Here is a 13,349-nt window from a genome sequence, read left to right on the forward strand (position 1 = left end):
GCGTGCGTGATGAGCGAGGGTATTCCGGGCCTGGCCCGCCTCGACCACATCGGCTTCACTGTCCCCGACCTCGACGAGGCCCGAGCGTTCCTCGTCGACGTCCTCGGGTGTGCGTACCTGTACTCGCTCGGGCCTTTCCGCGACGACGACGGCGACTGGATGGCCCGGCACCTGAACGTCGACCCGCGGGCCGTCATGCGGGAGCTGCACTTCTTCGGCTGCGGCGGTCAGGCGGTCTTCGAGGTGTTCGCTTACGAGGCGCCCGACCGCTGTGCGCGGGTGCCCCGCAACAGCGACATGGGCGGTCACCATGTGGCGCTGTACGTGGACGACCTGGACGCGGCCGTGGAGTATCTGCGGGCCATGGGCGTGCGGGTGCTCGGCGGGCCGACGGTCAGCCGGGGGCCCAGCGAGGGGCAGCGCTGGGTGTACTTCCTCGCGCCGTGGGGGATGCAGTTCGAGCTGGTCTCCTATCCCGGCGGCAAGGCCTACACCCGTATGCGACACGGGAGTTGACGGCAATGCCGGTGTCACCAGTCGACGGCGGTGTACTGCGTCTCCAGGTAGTCGAGCAGCCCGTCGTGCCCGCCCTCCCGGCCGATGCCGCTCTGCTTGACCCCGCCGAAGGGCGCCGCTGGCTCGCTCACCAGACCCCGGTTCACGCCGACCATGCCCGCCTCCAGGAGCCCGGTCAGGCGCAGGGCCCGGGCCAGGTCACCGGTGTACACGTACGACACCAGGCCCATGTCGGTGGCGTTGGCGTGCCGCACCGCCTCCTCCTCGCGGTCGAACGGCACGATCGGCGCGACCGGAGCGAAGATCTCCTCGGCAAGGATCGGGGCGCCGGGCGGCACGTCCGCGAGGACGGTCGGCGGGTAGAAACAGCCGGGCCCTGACGGGCGGGCCCCGCCCGTCAGGGCCCGGGCGCCGCTCGCCACCGCGGACGCCACGAGCCGGTCGGCCTTGGCGACGGCCGCCGCGTTGATCAGCGGCCCGATGTCGGTGCCTTCGGCGTGGCCAGGGCCCACGGTGAGCGCGGCCATGCGCGTGGCCAGGCGGCGGCCGAACTCCCCGGCCACGGGAGCCTGGACGTAGAACCGGTTGGCGGCCGTGCAGGCCTGCCCGGCGTTGCGTGTCTTCGCGAGCACCGCCCCGGCGACGGCGGCGTCGAGGTCGGCGTCCGCGAAGACCAGGAACGGCGCGTTGCCGCCCAGCTCCATCGAGACGTTGAGGACCCCCTCCGCCGCCTCGCGCAGCAGCAGGCGGCCCACCTCGGTCGAGCCGGTGAAGGACAGTTTGCGCACCCGAGGGTCGCGCAGCAGGGCCCCGACCACCTCGCCCGGCCTGCGGGACGGCACGACGTTGACCACACCCGGCGGTACCCCGGCCCGCTCCAGGAGCGCGGCGACGCACAGGGCGGTCAACGGGGCGTCGCTCGCCGGTTTCAGGACCGCGGTGCAGCCCGCGGCGAGCGCGGGCGCGAGCTTGCGGGTGGCCATGGCGGCGGGGAAGTTCCACGGCGTGACGAGCGCGCAGACGCCGACGGGCCGGTGCTGGACGAGGATCCGGTGACCGCCGGCCGGCGCGGGCACGAGCGACCCGGCGGCGCGGACGGCCTCCTCGGCGTACCAGCGGAAGAATTCGGCGGCGTAGCGCACCTCGGCGCGCGCATCGGACAGGGCCTTGCCGCTCTCCCTGGTGATCAGCGCGGCGAGCTCCTCCGCCCGGTCCTGGAGCAGGCCGAAGGCGGCCAGGAGGAGTTCGGACCGGCGGCGCGGGGACGTGGCGGCCCAGCGCGTCCCCGCCTCGTGCGCCGCGGCCACCGCCCGCACGGCGTCGTCGGCGGTGCCGTCGGCGACCTCGGCGATCACGGTGCCGGTGGCGGGATCGCACACGGGGAAGCGGGCGTCGGTGGCGGTCGCGTGGCCGCCGATGTGCAGGTCGGTGTGGAGGGCGTGGCGGCCGGTGCGCGTGGCGGTGGCCCCACGCGTGCCGGTGCCGGCTCCGGTGAGCCCGGGTGTGCCCATGGCGGAACTCCCCTCGGAGGGCGGGTGTCGGGTCCGTGCCGCGCCGTCAGCAGGCGGCCGCGACGATCAGTTCGTCGGCCGGGAACAGGGTCAGGACGTGCGCCCCGCCCGCGGTGACCACGACCTCCTCTTCGATGCGCGCGGCGGAGAAGCCGTCGTCGGCCGGGCAGTACGTCTCCAGGGCGAACACCATCCCGGCCTTGAGCTCCACGGGCTCGCGCAGGCTGTTCAGCCGCGAGATGACGGGGCGCTCGTGCAGGCCGAGCCCGAGCCCGTGGCCGAACTGGAGCCCGAACGCGGCCATCTCGTCCGCGAAGCCGAACGAGGTCGCCTCCGGCCACAGGCGCGCGACGGCGTCCGTGCCGACGCCCGGCCGCACGGCCGCGATCGCGCGGTCCATCCACTCCCGCGCGCGGGCGTAGGCGTCCCGCTGCGAGGCGGTGGCGCGGCCCACGCCGAAGGTGCGGTAGTAGCAGGTCCGATAGCCGTTGTAGGCGTGGATGATGTCGAAGAAGGCCTGGTCGCCGGGGCGGACGAGCCGGTCGGAGAAATTGTGCGGATGCGGGTTGCAGCGCTCGCCGCTGACCGCGTTGACCGCCTCGACCTGCTCTGAACCCAGCGCGTACAGGCGCTCGTTGACCAGTGCCACGATCTCGCTCTCGCGCACGCCGGGCCGCAGCGCCGCGAGGACGTCGTGGTACACGCCGTCGACCATGGCCGCCGCCTGGCTGAGCAGAGTGATCTCGTCCGGTGACTTGATCGCGCGTGCGTCGAGGAGGTGCTGCTGGGCGTCGACCACGCGCAGCCCCTGCCGCTCGGCCTCGAACAGGAACGGCGGCTCGACGAGGTCCACACCCACCGGCTCCCCGGCTACCCCGGCCTCGTGCAGCAGCGCCTTGACCTCCCGTACGGCGTCCCGCATCAGCCCGGCGGTCGGGGCGATGGCGCCGCGCAGCCCCAGCATCCCGGCGCGGCAGCGGTCCGGCGCGAGCCAGCGGCAGTGCGCCTGGTGGTGGCGGGCCGCGGAGCCGAAGTCCCACAGGTACGGTTCACCGCCCCGGGGCAGCAGGGCGTAGCGCGTCATCTTGTCGCCGAGGCCGCCGCCGATCCACGTCGAGGTCGTGTAGCGGATGTTGGCGGCGTCGAAGAGCAGGAAGGCCCCGCAGCCGGAGGCGTTGAGCGCCGCGCGGGCGCGGTCGAGCCGGTAGCGGCGCAACCGGTCGACGTCGAGGCGCTGTTCGTGGTCGACGCTCATGTGACCGGGCGCGGGCAAGGGGGCCGAAGGGGGCGACACGGCGGGGGATGCGGCGGCCGGGCTGGTCATGACGGCGCTCCCGGGTTCTCTGGCTCGGGCGCGGTGGTCAGGCCGTCGGACACCGCGCCGTCGTCCGGGGCGAGCGTGAGGCCCGACGCGGCGGCCTGGAGCTCGAGGAGGACCGCGAAGTCCGCCGCGCCGCGCCCGGTGCTCACGCAGGACTGCACGAGCTGCGCGGTCGCCGCAGCCAGGGGGAGCGGCACGTCGAGGGCGCGGCCCGCGTCGAGCCCCAAGTCGAAGTCCTTGCGCAGCAGGACAGGGGTGAACGTCGGTGTGTAGTCGCGGCTGACGAGCGCCGGGGTCTTGTACCGCGTGAACTCCGAGCCGAGCACACTGTCGTTGAGGAACTCCAGATACGCCCGGCGCGGCACGCCGCCCTTCTCGGCGAGCACCGCCGTCTCGGCGAGGGCCTGCGTGACGATGCCGAGCACCAGGTTGTGCGCGATCTTCACCAGGCGGGCGCTGTCGCCCTTCCCGGCGTAGGTCACCGAGCGCCCGACGAGCCGAAGGAGCGGCGCCACCCGCTCGTACGCCGCCCGCGGCCCGGACACAACGACGCCGAGGCGGCCCGCCGCCACGGCCTTCGCGTTGCCGCTCACCGGCGCCGCCAGGAACGCGGTGCCGCGCTCGGCACAGGCCTTCTGCAGCGCCCGCGAGGCGCCGGGTGAGACGGTGGAGCAGTCCACGACGATCCCCGGCCCCCGGTCCGGCCCGGCGCGCAGCAGCCCGTCCTCGCCGAGCAGGACCCGCTCCAGGGCGCCCTCGTCCGCCACCATCGTGAACACCACGTCCCGGGAGCGGAGTCCGGCGAGCGAGCCGACGACCTCCGCCCCGTACGCGGCGAGCGGCGCGGCACGCTCGGCGGTGCGGTTCCAGGCCGCCACCGCCACACCCGCCTCCGCGAGGCGGCGCGCCATCGCCACGCCCATCCGGCCCGTCCCGGCCCAGCCGACACTCAGGTCGCATCGCTCCACGGGACCCTCGGAGCTCTCGTACATCACAGGGGTGCTCCTTCGAAGACATGCGCTGACAATCGATTGCGGTCACTCCAGCGTCTTCCCTCGCCTCCCCCTTGTCATGGGCGAGTTGAAGTCTCCACAATCGATTGCACACAGATGGAGTCCACCACGGAGCCCTCGTCCCCCTCCAGGAGCGCACCTCATGCGCCATCGCTCCCTCGCCGTCGGCGTGTTCAGCCCGTCCGTCCTGCTGCGCGTCGCACGCGCCGCGGGCCTCTTCGACCAGCACGGCCTCACCGTCACCGAGGTGCCCGTCGCCTCCTCGCCCGACCAGTTCCGCGCGCTGCTCGACGGCGAGCTCGACGCGGCGTTCACCAGCCCGGACAACGTGCTCGCCTACCGCTTCGTACCGGACAACCCGCTCGCCCGCACGGGCGATGCCCGCATCCTGGCGGCCCTCGACCGCGGACTCGGCCTCGGCGTGTACGCGGCGCCGGGGATCACCGGCGCCGACCAGCTGCGCGGTGCCGCCGCGGGCGTCGACGTCCCGGACTCGGGCTTCGCCTTCGGTCTGTACGCGGTGCTCGAGTCCCTCGGCCTGAAGTGGCCCGGTGAACCGGCCGGAGCGGCCCGGGAGTCCGGGCAGGCGGAAGCCTGCGGCCCGGCCCCGGCGGCGTCCGGCCGGGCGGCGCCTGATCCGGGCGCGCACGGACCTGCGGCGTCCGGAACCGCCTTCGGCGACTACGCCATCGTGTCCCTCGGCGCGACCCCCCGGCGGCTCACCGCCCTCCTGGACGGCCGCTGTGCCACCACCGTGCTCGGCGCGGGCAGCGACCTGCGGGCGGAGGCCGCAGGAGCGGCGCGGCTCGCCGGGCTCACCGACGTGTGCGGGCCGTATCTCGGCACCGCCCTCACCGCCGTCGGCCCCCGGCGCTCCCAGGCCGCGCACGCGCTGACGTCCGCGCTCGCGCAGACCTCCCGCCTGATCGTCTCGCGCGTCCTGGACCCGCTCGTCCTGCGCGAGACCCAGGATGCCCTCGGCTTGCCCCTCGACCTCGCGACCCGGTTCGCCGAGCGGCTGCGGGACCCCGCCGACGGCCTCGTGCCCGACGGCGTCGCCGACCGCGCCGCCCTGGAGACCGTGCTCGGCCTGCGCCTGCGCTACCGCCCCGGAGACGACACGCTGGCCACCGCCCTCGACCCCGCCCGGGGTTTGCTCGACCCACAGGCATGCTGAGCCCGCGCCCGGTCCGCCTGCAGGACGTCGCCGACACCGCGGGCGTGCACCCCGCCACCGCCTCCCGCGCGCTCAACCCCGCGACCCGCACGCAGGTCAGCGCCGACACCGCGTGCCGCGTCCTGCGCGTGGCCGAAGACCTCGGCTACCGCCCCAACCCGATCGCGCGCAGCCTGAAGACGGCCCGCTCGCACACTGTCGGCCTGGTCCTGCCCGACCTCACCAACCCGTACTTCCCGCCGGTCGTGCGCGGCATCGAGAGCGCCCTGGAACCGGCCGGGTACCACGCCTGGATCGTCGACACCCACAACGACCCGCTGCGCGAGCGCGCGCAGATCGAGTCGCTGCGGGCCCGGCGCGTCGACGGCCTGATCGTCGCCACCGCCCGGCGCGACCACCCCCACCTGCGCGCCCTGCACGCCGACGGGGTCCCGCTGGTCCTGGTCAACCGCTCCGTCGACGACCTCGACGTGCCGTGCGTCACTCCCGATGACGCCTCCGGCGTCACACAGGCCGTCGGCCACCTCGCGGCCCTGGGACACCGCCGCATCGCCCTGGTCGGCGGCCCGTTCACCACCTCGACGGGCGCGGCCCGCACCCAGGCGTTCCGGCACGCGGTACGCGACCTCGGCCTCGCCGACGACCCCGCCCTGCAGGCGGAGGCGACCCGGTGGAGCGAGGCGGCCGGGGCGGGCGCCCTGCGGCGGCTGCTTGACGCGGGCGCCGACTGCACGGCCGTCGTCGCGGCCAGCGACCTGCTGGCGCTCGGCTGTTACGACGTCCTCGCTGAGCGCGGCCTGCGCTGCCCGGGCGACGTCAGCGTCGTCGGCTTCAACGACATGCCGTTCCTGTCCCGGCTCCGCCCGGGCCTCACCACGGTGCGGGTGGCGCACCACGACATAGGCGCCGAGGCCGCCCGGATGCTCTTCGAGGCCATGGCCGAGCCGCAGCGCCCCGCCCGCTCCTCGCTGCTCCCGGTCTCCCTGGTGGTCCGGGAGTCCACCGCGCCCCCACAGCGCGCCGAGCGCCCGCCCGCCTGACCCTGGAGGTGGCCCATGGACACCCCGTACGCCACGCACCGGACCGAAGGCCCGCGCACCGCCGCCGCGCCAAGCACCGTCGCCGCCGTCACCGCGGACGGCCACCGGGACGTGCCGCTCCTCGCGGGCCTGCCCGGCGCGGCACGCGCGGACTTCGACCGGGTCGCCGTGCGCGGTACGTACCGGCGCGGCGCCCGCGTGTTCGTCGAGGGCGCGGCGGGCGACTGCGTCTTCGTGATCCTGGGCGGCAAGGTGAAGGTCACGCGCGTGGACAGCGAAGGCAGAGAGGTGCTCTTCACCATGGCTGGGCCCGGCCAACTCCTCGGTGAGCTCTGTGTCTTCGACGGCGGGCCCCGGCACGCCACCGCCACCGCCGTGCACGTCACCGAGGTGTGCCGGGTGCCGGTGGCCGCCATGCGGGACTGGCTGGGGCGCCATCCCGAGGCGGCCCTGCGCATGATGCGGCTGCTCGCGACGCGGATCCGGGGCATCAACGACCGCCTTGAGGACGTCACCGGCGTTGACGTCGCCACGCGGGTCGCGCGCGCCCTGGTGGAGCAGGCGAGCCGGTTCGGCCGTCGTACGCCGCTCGGGCCGCGCTTCAGCCTCGACCTGAGCCAGGACGAGCTGGCCCGCCACGTGCGGGCCTCGCGGGAGCGCGTCAACCAGGTCCTGATGGACTTCTCGCGGCGCGGCTGGGTGCTTCGCGAGGGCGGCGAGTGGATCGTCCTCGACCCGCCCGGCCTGACCCGCCGCGCCCGCTACCGCGCGGAGACGGCGGCACGCCGCCCGTCGCTCGCCCCGGCGGCGCGGGACCGGAGCCTTGGCCTCGGGAGGTCCTGGGCAGCCCCTTCGGAGTGAGCTCGAATGACCGGACGGCCTCGTTCCGCAGCCCTCAGTCGGTCAGCGCCTTGGCGTAGGCGCCGTCGTCGATGAGGCGGTTGAGCGCCTTGTGGGGGGCCTCGACCAGGCCGTTGTCTGTGACTTTGACAGGTAAATGGCGCGGAATACTCGGAGGTATGTGGCGTCATCGGGCTGCCGGTGCCTGCTCTACGGTCGCGGCTGCCTGCCGCTCGTCGTGTTCGCGCAGCATGCGCATCACGGTAGCGGGCGAGGGGTGCTCGCCCTTCTTCTTTCCGGTGGTGATGACGAGCTTCTTGGCGATGTCGCGCAGGCTCATCTTCTGGTCGCGCAGTTGGAGGGCCACGGTGAGCATGTTCTCGTCGGTGACGCCGGCGCCGCCGATGGTCTTGCCGCGCTTGCGGGCGGACTCGTGGCCTTCGAGGGTGCGGTCGCGGATGTACTCGTGTTCCATGCCCGACATCGCGGCCAGCACGGTGAAGTGAGGGGCCCCGAAGTTTCCGGACAGGGACCCAATAGGGTTTCCCTGAACAGGGAACGAGGGAGCACGAAGTGGCACCACCCAGCAAGTACACACCTGAGTTCCGTGAAGAAGCCGTCCGGATCGCGCTGAGCTCGAGTAAGACGATCTCCGAAGCAGGCCGCGAGCCCGGGATGAACCCCGAAACCCTCCGGGGCTGGGTGAAGAAACACAAGGCACGCCAGGAGCCGGCGCCAGGCGCGGAACTGACGCTCAGCGAACGAGCACGCCTCAAAGAGCTGGAACGCCGGATCCGCGAAGTCGAGATGGAAGAGCCTTCCTCAAAAAAGCCGCAGCGTACTTCGCGGGGGATCCCCGGCAGCGAGCACGTACGAGTTCATCGACGAGATGCGGCTCGACACGACGGAGTACGCGTACAGCGTCGAGTACATGTGCAAGCGACTGGGCGTCTCCAAATCCGGCTACTACTCAGGTTGGATCGGCGATGTCCGGTTCGTCGATCAGCCCGTGGAGATCCAGGCCGGTGGTCGGCAGGCAGCCAGCGGTCAGATGCGGCCGGTACTGGATCTTCTTCAGCTTCTGCTTGATCGCCCGGGTCAGGTGCGCGAGGTCGGTCGCGGCGAAGTCGGCCAGTGATCGTTTGAGCAGGCTCCAGGTTCCTTCCTGCGGATTGATCTCGGGTGCGTACGGCGGCAGGTGGAAGAAGACGAGCCAGTCCTTGTGTTCCGCCTCGAAGTCGAAGAGCTCCTGCTGGAGATGCACGTTCAGGTTGTCCCACACCCACACCACGGGGGTGCCGAGTTCGGTGTGCACCATGCGGATGAAGTCCCGGTAGTCGTTCCAGGTGAAGGTCTTCGGCTCGCCTCGTCGCTGGTGGTAGACGTGCAGCTTGAAGAACATCCGCGGCCGACAATCGGGCTTGAAGCACACCGCGTCGGCGACGTTTACCCGGCCTCCGCGCCGCCCGGCCACCCGCACCACGGGTCTGGCCCCGCGCGGCGCCCAGGTGGTGCGCGGTACTTTACCCGCGGCCACACCTCGGCCTTCCACACCTCGATGGCCGCCTCGTCGCGTTCCAGTGCGCGGCGGACGGGAACCTGGCAGCTCCAGCCGTGCCGGCGCAGCAGCCGCCACACCCCCTGGATCGTGTAGCCGACGTGGAACAGCCGCCCGATCAGCAGCTTTACGCGCTTGAGCGTCCAGCCCTGGTCCTCGTCACCGAAGCCGTGTGCCAGCGGGCCGCGACGCAACCCGCTCTCCAGCCGCTGCCATTGCCGCGGGCTGAGCCGCTCCACCGCCATCGGCCCCGCCGATGCCAACGCCGCCGCACCTCCGCGCCGCCAGGCCGCCTTCCACCGGCGCACCGACCGGTCCGTCACCCGCAGCTCCGCGGCGATCTGCGCCGTGCCGGCCCCGGCCTCGAACCATCTGGCCGCCTCCAGCCGCACGGCCTCCCGCTTCTCCTGCTCCGCGGGCGTCAGCCCACCCCCTTGCGCATACCGCATGCCGCCGTCGTACCGCAGGGATCACCGCTCGTCACGGCCGCCCGGACATCACCGATTCAACCTGAGTAGTTGTCATGAGGTGTCGTCCGCGTTCCGTTGTGGTGAGAGCGTCGCTGGCCGCGTTCAGCCTGCTGGGTGCTGCTCTGCCCCTGGCCGCCCCGGCCAGCCCTGCCCTCGCGGCCCCTGCGGTTGCCCCGGATCCCAGGTGCCCGTCCGGTCCGGGCACCTACTGGTACACCACCGGGACGGACCTCCACTGCCCCTCCGGTACTTTAATGCAACCTACATGGACATGGAGGGGATCGGTGCAGGAGGCGGCAGTATCGACGGTGGCCAGATCGCAGTACTGCCGTTGGGCCTGAACGGGGGCGGGGGCGGGGGCGGCTCGGGTGCCCACGTGGAATGTACCTTCACGGTCATCCCGGACGCCACGGTCAATTTCAAGGTTGGTCCCGGCGTTGAGTCCAACCTGTATGTCTTTCCCGGCGAGCGCAGTAGTGCGACCCAGGTCCTCCTGAATAGGCGAAACGAGGAGAGGCGGAATCTCCTGACTGCAGAACCAGGATTGGGCGCCGTCGCTAGTACTGGGGGCGCTGGTGCGCCCGTCGGATCGTCTACCAATCCTTATGCGAAAGGGAGTTGCCAGAACAGCCAACTCAAGAGCGCCCAGCCCGGAAGCCGGGGAGGTAACGGCCAAGTCAAAAATCTCCTAGCCGATCCCAGTTCCGGTCCCGCGCAGGGTGGGACTGGTGGTGTGGCGGCAGCGCCGGTACCCGCAAAGTGCATTGACCCTGCCACCGGTATTGCTTCCGGTACTGGTGGTAAGGGAGGCAGCTCGGGACTCTTCGGGATCCAGCGCGGTGGGAACAGCCAGTCGGGGTGCCTGAAGATCGTCATCCGCCGGTAACAGCTAAGGTTGCTGGAGGGGTTGACAGTTCCCCCGGGCCAGGCATCTGCCCCTTGCGTGTTGTTGCGGGGGGCCTCTATGTCCTTCGTCAAGGACGTGGGGCCGAGTTTGAAGCGATTTGGGAGGGTCATGCGGCGAGGGTGATGGTGGGGGTTCTTGACTCGTAGAAGGTGCCGTCGCGGAGCATCGCGAAGAGGACGCTGATGCGTTGGCGGGCGAGTCTGAGGAGGGCTTGTGTGTGGGTCTTTCCGCGGGCTCTTTGCCGGTCGTAGTAGGTGCGTGATGCCGGGTCGGCGTTCATGCAGGCGAAGGCGGAGAGGAACATGGCGCGTTTGAGCTGCCGGTTTCCGCCTCGTGGCGCGTGTTCGCCATGGATCGAGGTCCCTGAGGATCTGGTGGTGGGTGCGAGGCCGGCGTAGGAGGCGAGGTGGGCGGCGGTGGGGAAGCCGGTGCCGTCGCCGATGGTGACCAGGAGGACGGCTGCGGTCCTCACTCCGACTCCCGGCATCGAGGTCAGGACCGGGTGAAGAGGGTGGGCCTCCAGCAGGGTGCTGATCTGGGCTTCCAGGGCCCGGCGCTGGTCGTGGACCGCGGTGAGGGAGGCCGCCAGGGACGGGATCACGATGTCGAGGGTGCCCTTGCCGGGAACGATCACGGTCTGCTCGTCGAGGGCTTCGAAGACGTCATCGATCAGCCGGGCGGCCATGCGCGGGGCCTTGGGCCGGATGACTTCGACGAGTCTGCGGCGGCCGGCCTTCCTCAAAGCGGCGGGGGATCCGTATCGCTCGAGGAGCCAGGTGACGGCGGGATGGTCGAGCCGTGGATCCAGGACTCGTTCCAGGGAGGGGTGGAACTGGGTGAGCAGGCCGCGTATCCGGTTGGAGGTGCGGGTGGCTTCCGCGGCGAGGTCCTGGTCGAAGCCGGTCAGGACGGTGAGCTCGGCGGTGATCTCGTCGGTCAGCTCGAGCGAGCGCAGGGTGTGGGGCATGGTGCGGGCGGCGTCCGCGATGACCGCGGCGTCCTTCGCGTCGGTCTTCGCCTCGCCCGGGTAGAGGTCGGCGATGCGGCGCATGGCGAGTCCGGGCAGGTAGGCGACTTCGCAGCCTGCGTCGCGGGCGACGGTCAGGGGCAGGGCGCCTATGTACGCGGGCTGGTCGACGATGACCAGGACGGTGCCGAACTTGGCCTTGAGCTTGTCGAAGACGGCCCGCAGTTTCGGTTCGCTGTTGGGCATCGGCTTGTCGAAGACCTTCTTCCCGGCCGGGGTGACCCCGTGGCCGTGGTGGGCGGTCTTGCCGACGTCCATCCCGAGGAAGACGCCCACGCCTTCGGTGTCGAACATCACACCCTTCCTGAGGTGTTGACCGTGCCGGCCTCGGCGGTGGCGCCGTGCTCGCGCATTCACGTTATGCAGACCTGCCGCCCGCAGACTGTCCGGCATTGCGCCGGACCGGGTGGTGGCCGGGTCTCTCATCAGCGTCTCCGACGGCACCTCCCGGGCCCGGCGACACCCCCCCAGGTCATCCGTTCGACAGAGGGGACACAGTCATACCGGACCCGGAGGCCAGCGGCCCCATTGCAAGACCGCGAAGAACATAACGGGGGCAGGTGGGGTCTGGGAGGTGATGGTGTTGCTGCCACCTGGGCCAGCCGGGCACGGGTGTGCCGATGATGGTCTTCCAGGTACGGAAGCGTTCGTTCATCTCAGTCCGGTATCCACTCGCTGTGATCAAGTGGCGTCGGGGCCGGAAGAGGGTCGTGTCAATCCCCTCGCTGCGTGGAGACGATCTATGCGGCCGGTCCCTCGGCGAGGGTGGCTCGGTAGTCACGTTCGTAGTCGATCGGGCTCTTGAACCCGCATACGCTGTGTAGCCGCCTAGCGTTGTAGAAGTCGGTGATCCAGGTGGCGATCCTGATCCGGGCCTCGGTGCGGGTGGCGAAGGTGTGCCGGTAGACGTACTCAACCTTGAGGACGCTGTTGAACGCCTCGCTCACGGCATTGTCGAAACAAGATCCGACTCTGCCCATGGACTGGACCACGCCGAGCTTGCGGCAGGCCCGCCGGAACTTCCCCGAGCAGTATTCGCTGGCCCTGTCCGTATGCATGATCACGCCACGGACGTCGCCACCTCGGGTGGCCGCGGCCATGTGCAGGGACGCGACAGCGAGTTCGGCATCCTGCCGGGCGCCCATTGCATATCCGAGCAGCCGACGGGAGAACAGACCGATGACGGTGGCGAGGCAGAGCCTGCCCTCGCCGGTGTCGATCTCGGTCATGTCGCCCGCCCAGACGAGGCCGGGCTCCTCGGCATGGAAGTCGCGGCGCACGAAGTCCGGGGCCGGCGCCCGCTTGCCCGGCCGGGTCAGGCCCCGGCGCCGGCAAATTTTCCGCCCGGCCAGACCGAGTTCGGCCATCAGCCTGGCGACGGTGTTCACCGAAACCCGCCATCCTCGGCAGATCAGCTCGATGAACACCTTCGGCGAGCCGTAGGTGCCGCCCGAGCCGCGGAAGATCTCCTCGATCTCCTCTGCCAGGTGCTGTCGGCGTATCTCCCGCGCGGTGGGCGGACGGTCGCGCCACTTGTAGAACCACGACTCCGACACCCCCAAAGCGCGGCAGGCGGCTCGGTACGGAATCTTCTGCCCGGCCTTGCAACTGCTGATCACCCCGACCGCGACGGCCGGGTCAGCGTCAGCTGCTTCACCCACAAGGCCACGAATCGCTTGCACACATCACGCTCCCTCTCCAGCTCCCGGATGCCCTTGTCCTTCTCCCTCCTCTCGGCCCGCAGCCGCTCCAACTCCGACCGCTCACTCTCCCGCAGCCGGCCACCAGGCGGCTCGGCCACCGGCCGGTCCGACGACGGCGAGCCCGTTTCGCCGGGCCCGCGACACCCAGCTGTGCAGCGTCCCGGCATGGATGCCCAGATCCGCAGCCACCTCCGGAATCGGCTTCCCGGTCTCCAACACGATCCATACCGCCCCCTCGCGGAACTCCGCATCGTAGAGGCGCTTCT

The 13,349-nt window shown here is 71.4% G+C and carries 13 protein-coding genes; 4 read left to right on the plus strand and 9 right to left on the minus strand.

What is annotated here, in order from left to right; all coding sequences use genetic code 11:
* The first annotated feature begins 9 nt into the window (after nucleotides 1–9).
* Entirely contained in the window at nucleotides 10–516 is a 507-nt protein-coding gene (locus C9F11_RS46070; protein WP_138968513.1) for a VOC family protein, read from the plus strand.
* Between the two features lie 14 nt (nucleotides 517–530).
* Here the strand turns inward: C9F11_RS46070 and C9F11_RS46075 are convergent, their stop codons facing one another.
* From C9F11_RS46075 to C9F11_RS46085, 3 genes are read right to left on the minus strand one after another with little or no spacing between them, the layout of a single operon-like run.
* The gene (locus tag C9F11_RS46075) at nucleotides 531–2,027 is read right to left on the minus strand and encodes an NAD-dependent succinate-semialdehyde dehydrogenase (protein WP_138968515.1); all 1,497 of its coding nucleotides are present in this window, start codon (nucleotides 2,025–2,027) and stop codon (nucleotides 531–533) included.
* Between the two features lie 46 nt (nucleotides 2,028–2,073).
* The gene (locus tag C9F11_RS46080; protein WP_138968517.1) at nucleotides 2,074–3,351 is read right to left on the minus strand and encodes a Xaa-Pro peptidase family protein; all 1,278 of its coding nucleotides are present in this window, start codon (nucleotides 3,349–3,351) and stop codon (nucleotides 2,074–2,076) included.
* The gene (locus C9F11_RS46085; protein ID WP_138968519.1) at nucleotides 3,348–4,340 is read right to left on the minus strand and encodes an NAD(P)-dependent oxidoreductase; all 993 of its coding nucleotides are present in this window, start codon (nucleotides 4,338–4,340) and stop codon (nucleotides 3,348–3,350) included. Before C9F11_RS46085 ends, C9F11_RS46080 begins: the two co-directional genes overlap by 4 nt.
* A 163-nt stretch (nucleotides 4,341–4,503) precedes the next feature.
* On the opposite strand from C9F11_RS46085, the gene C9F11_RS46090 reads away from it, so the two are divergent.
* The 3 genes from C9F11_RS46090 to C9F11_RS46100 are packed head-to-tail and all read left to right on the plus strand — an operon-like array spanning nucleotide 4,504 to nucleotide 7,439.
* Nucleotides 4,504–5,538, plus strand: a complete 1,035-nt coding sequence (locus tag C9F11_RS46090; RefSeq protein WP_138968521.1) for an ABC transporter substrate-binding protein — start codon at nucleotides 4,504–4,506, stop codon at nucleotides 5,536–5,538.
* Nucleotides 5,532–6,578, plus strand: a complete 1,047-nt coding sequence (locus C9F11_RS46095) for a LacI family DNA-binding transcriptional regulator (RefSeq protein ID WP_138968523.1) — start codon at nucleotides 5,532–5,534, stop codon at nucleotides 6,576–6,578. The genes C9F11_RS46090 and C9F11_RS46095 overlap by 7 nt, the downstream gene beginning before the upstream one ends.
* Nucleotides 6,579–6,593: 15 nt before the next feature.
* Nucleotides 6,594–7,439, plus strand: a complete 846-nt coding sequence (locus C9F11_RS46100) for a Crp/Fnr family transcriptional regulator (RefSeq protein WP_138968525.1) — start codon at nucleotides 6,594–6,596, stop codon at nucleotides 7,437–7,439.
* Between the two features lie 166 nt (nucleotides 7,440–7,605).
* On the opposite strand, the gene C9F11_RS46105 is transcribed toward C9F11_RS46100, so the two are convergent.
* From C9F11_RS46105 to C9F11_RS49500, 6 genes are all read right to left on the minus strand, one after another.
* The gene (locus C9F11_RS46105) at nucleotides 7,606–7,893 is read right to left on the minus strand and encodes a hypothetical protein (RefSeq protein WP_249402376.1); all 288 of its coding nucleotides are present in this window, start codon (nucleotides 7,891–7,893) and stop codon (nucleotides 7,606–7,608) included.
* Between the two features lie 495 nt (nucleotides 7,894–8,388).
* Nucleotides 8,389–8,955, minus strand: a complete 567-nt coding sequence (locus C9F11_RS46115) for a transposase (RefSeq protein ID WP_138968529.1) — start codon at nucleotides 8,953–8,955, stop codon at nucleotides 8,389–8,391.
* Nucleotides 8,865–9,425, minus strand: a complete 561-nt coding sequence (locus C9F11_RS46120; protein WP_138968531.1) for a winged helix-turn-helix domain-containing protein — start codon at nucleotides 9,423–9,425, stop codon at nucleotides 8,865–8,867. The genes C9F11_RS46115 and C9F11_RS46120 overlap by 91 nt, the downstream gene beginning before the upstream one ends.
* A gap of 1,034 nt (nucleotides 9,426–10,459) precedes the next feature.
* A complete protein-coding gene (locus C9F11_RS46125; protein ID WP_138968533.1) occupies nucleotides 10,460–11,674 on the minus strand; it encodes an IS110 family transposase in 1,215 nt (404 codons plus the stop codon).
* Nucleotides 11,675–12,120: 446 nt separating this feature from the next.
* Complete coding sequence (locus C9F11_RS46130; RefSeq protein WP_138968535.1) at nucleotides 12,121–13,062, minus strand: IS3 family transposase; 942 nt, start codon at nucleotides 13,060–13,062, stop codon at nucleotides 12,121–12,123.
* Nucleotides 13,063–13,143: 81 nt separating this feature from the next.
* Nucleotides 13,144–13,302 carry a helix-turn-helix domain-containing protein gene (locus tag C9F11_RS49500; protein ID WP_249402378.1) on the minus strand — a complete coding sequence of 53 codons (159 nt, stop codon included), beginning with the start codon at nucleotides 13,300–13,302 and terminating at the stop codon, nucleotides 13,144–13,146.
* Nucleotides 13,303–13,349 lie beyond the last annotated feature (47 nt).

Source organism: Streptomyces sp. YIM 121038 (assembly GCF_006088715.1).
Classification (GTDB): domain Bacteria; phylum Actinomycetota; class Actinomycetes; order Streptomycetales; family Streptomycetaceae; genus Streptomyces.

What these genes read in the sequence shown, in the direction of transcription:
- C9F11_RS46070 (WP_138968513.1), top strand. Translation starts at nt 10, where the DNA reads ATGAGCGAGGGTATTCCGGGCCTGGCCCGCCTCGACCACATCGGCTTC.
- C9F11_RS46075 (WP_138968515.1), bottom strand. Translation starts at nt 2,027, where the DNA reads ATGGGCACACCCGGGCTCACCGGAGCCGGCACCGGCACGCGTGGGGCC.
- C9F11_RS46080 (WP_138968517.1), bottom strand. Translation starts at nt 3,351, where the DNA reads ATGACCAGCCCGGCCGCCGCATCCCCCGCCGTGTCGCCCCCTTCGGCC.
- C9F11_RS46085 (WP_138968519.1), bottom strand. Translation starts at nt 4,340, where the DNA reads ATGTACGAGAGCTCCGAGGGTCCCGTGGAGCGATGCGACCTGAGTGTC.
- C9F11_RS46090 (WP_138968521.1), top strand. Translation starts at nt 4,504, where the DNA reads ATGCGCCATCGCTCCCTCGCCGTCGGCGTGTTCAGCCCGTCCGTCCTG.
- C9F11_RS46095 (WP_138968523.1), top strand. Translation starts at nt 5,532, where the DNA reads ATGCTGAGCCCGCGCCCGGTCCGCCTGCAGGACGTCGCCGACACCGCG.
- C9F11_RS46100 (WP_138968525.1), top strand. Translation starts at nt 6,594, where the DNA reads ATGGACACCCCGTACGCCACGCACCGGACCGAAGGCCCGCGCACCGCC.
- C9F11_RS46105 (WP_249402376.1), bottom strand. Translation starts at nt 7,893, where the DNA reads ATGGAACACGAGTACATCCGCGACCGCACCCTCGAAGGCCACGAGTCC.
- C9F11_RS46120 (WP_138968531.1), bottom strand. Translation starts at nt 9,425, where the DNA reads ATGCGGTATGCGCAAGGGGGTGGGCTGACGCCCGCGGAGCAGGAGAAG.
- C9F11_RS46125 (WP_138968533.1), bottom strand. Translation starts at nt 11,674, where the DNA reads ATGTTCGACACCGAAGGCGTGGGCGTCTTCCTCGGGATGGACGTCGGC.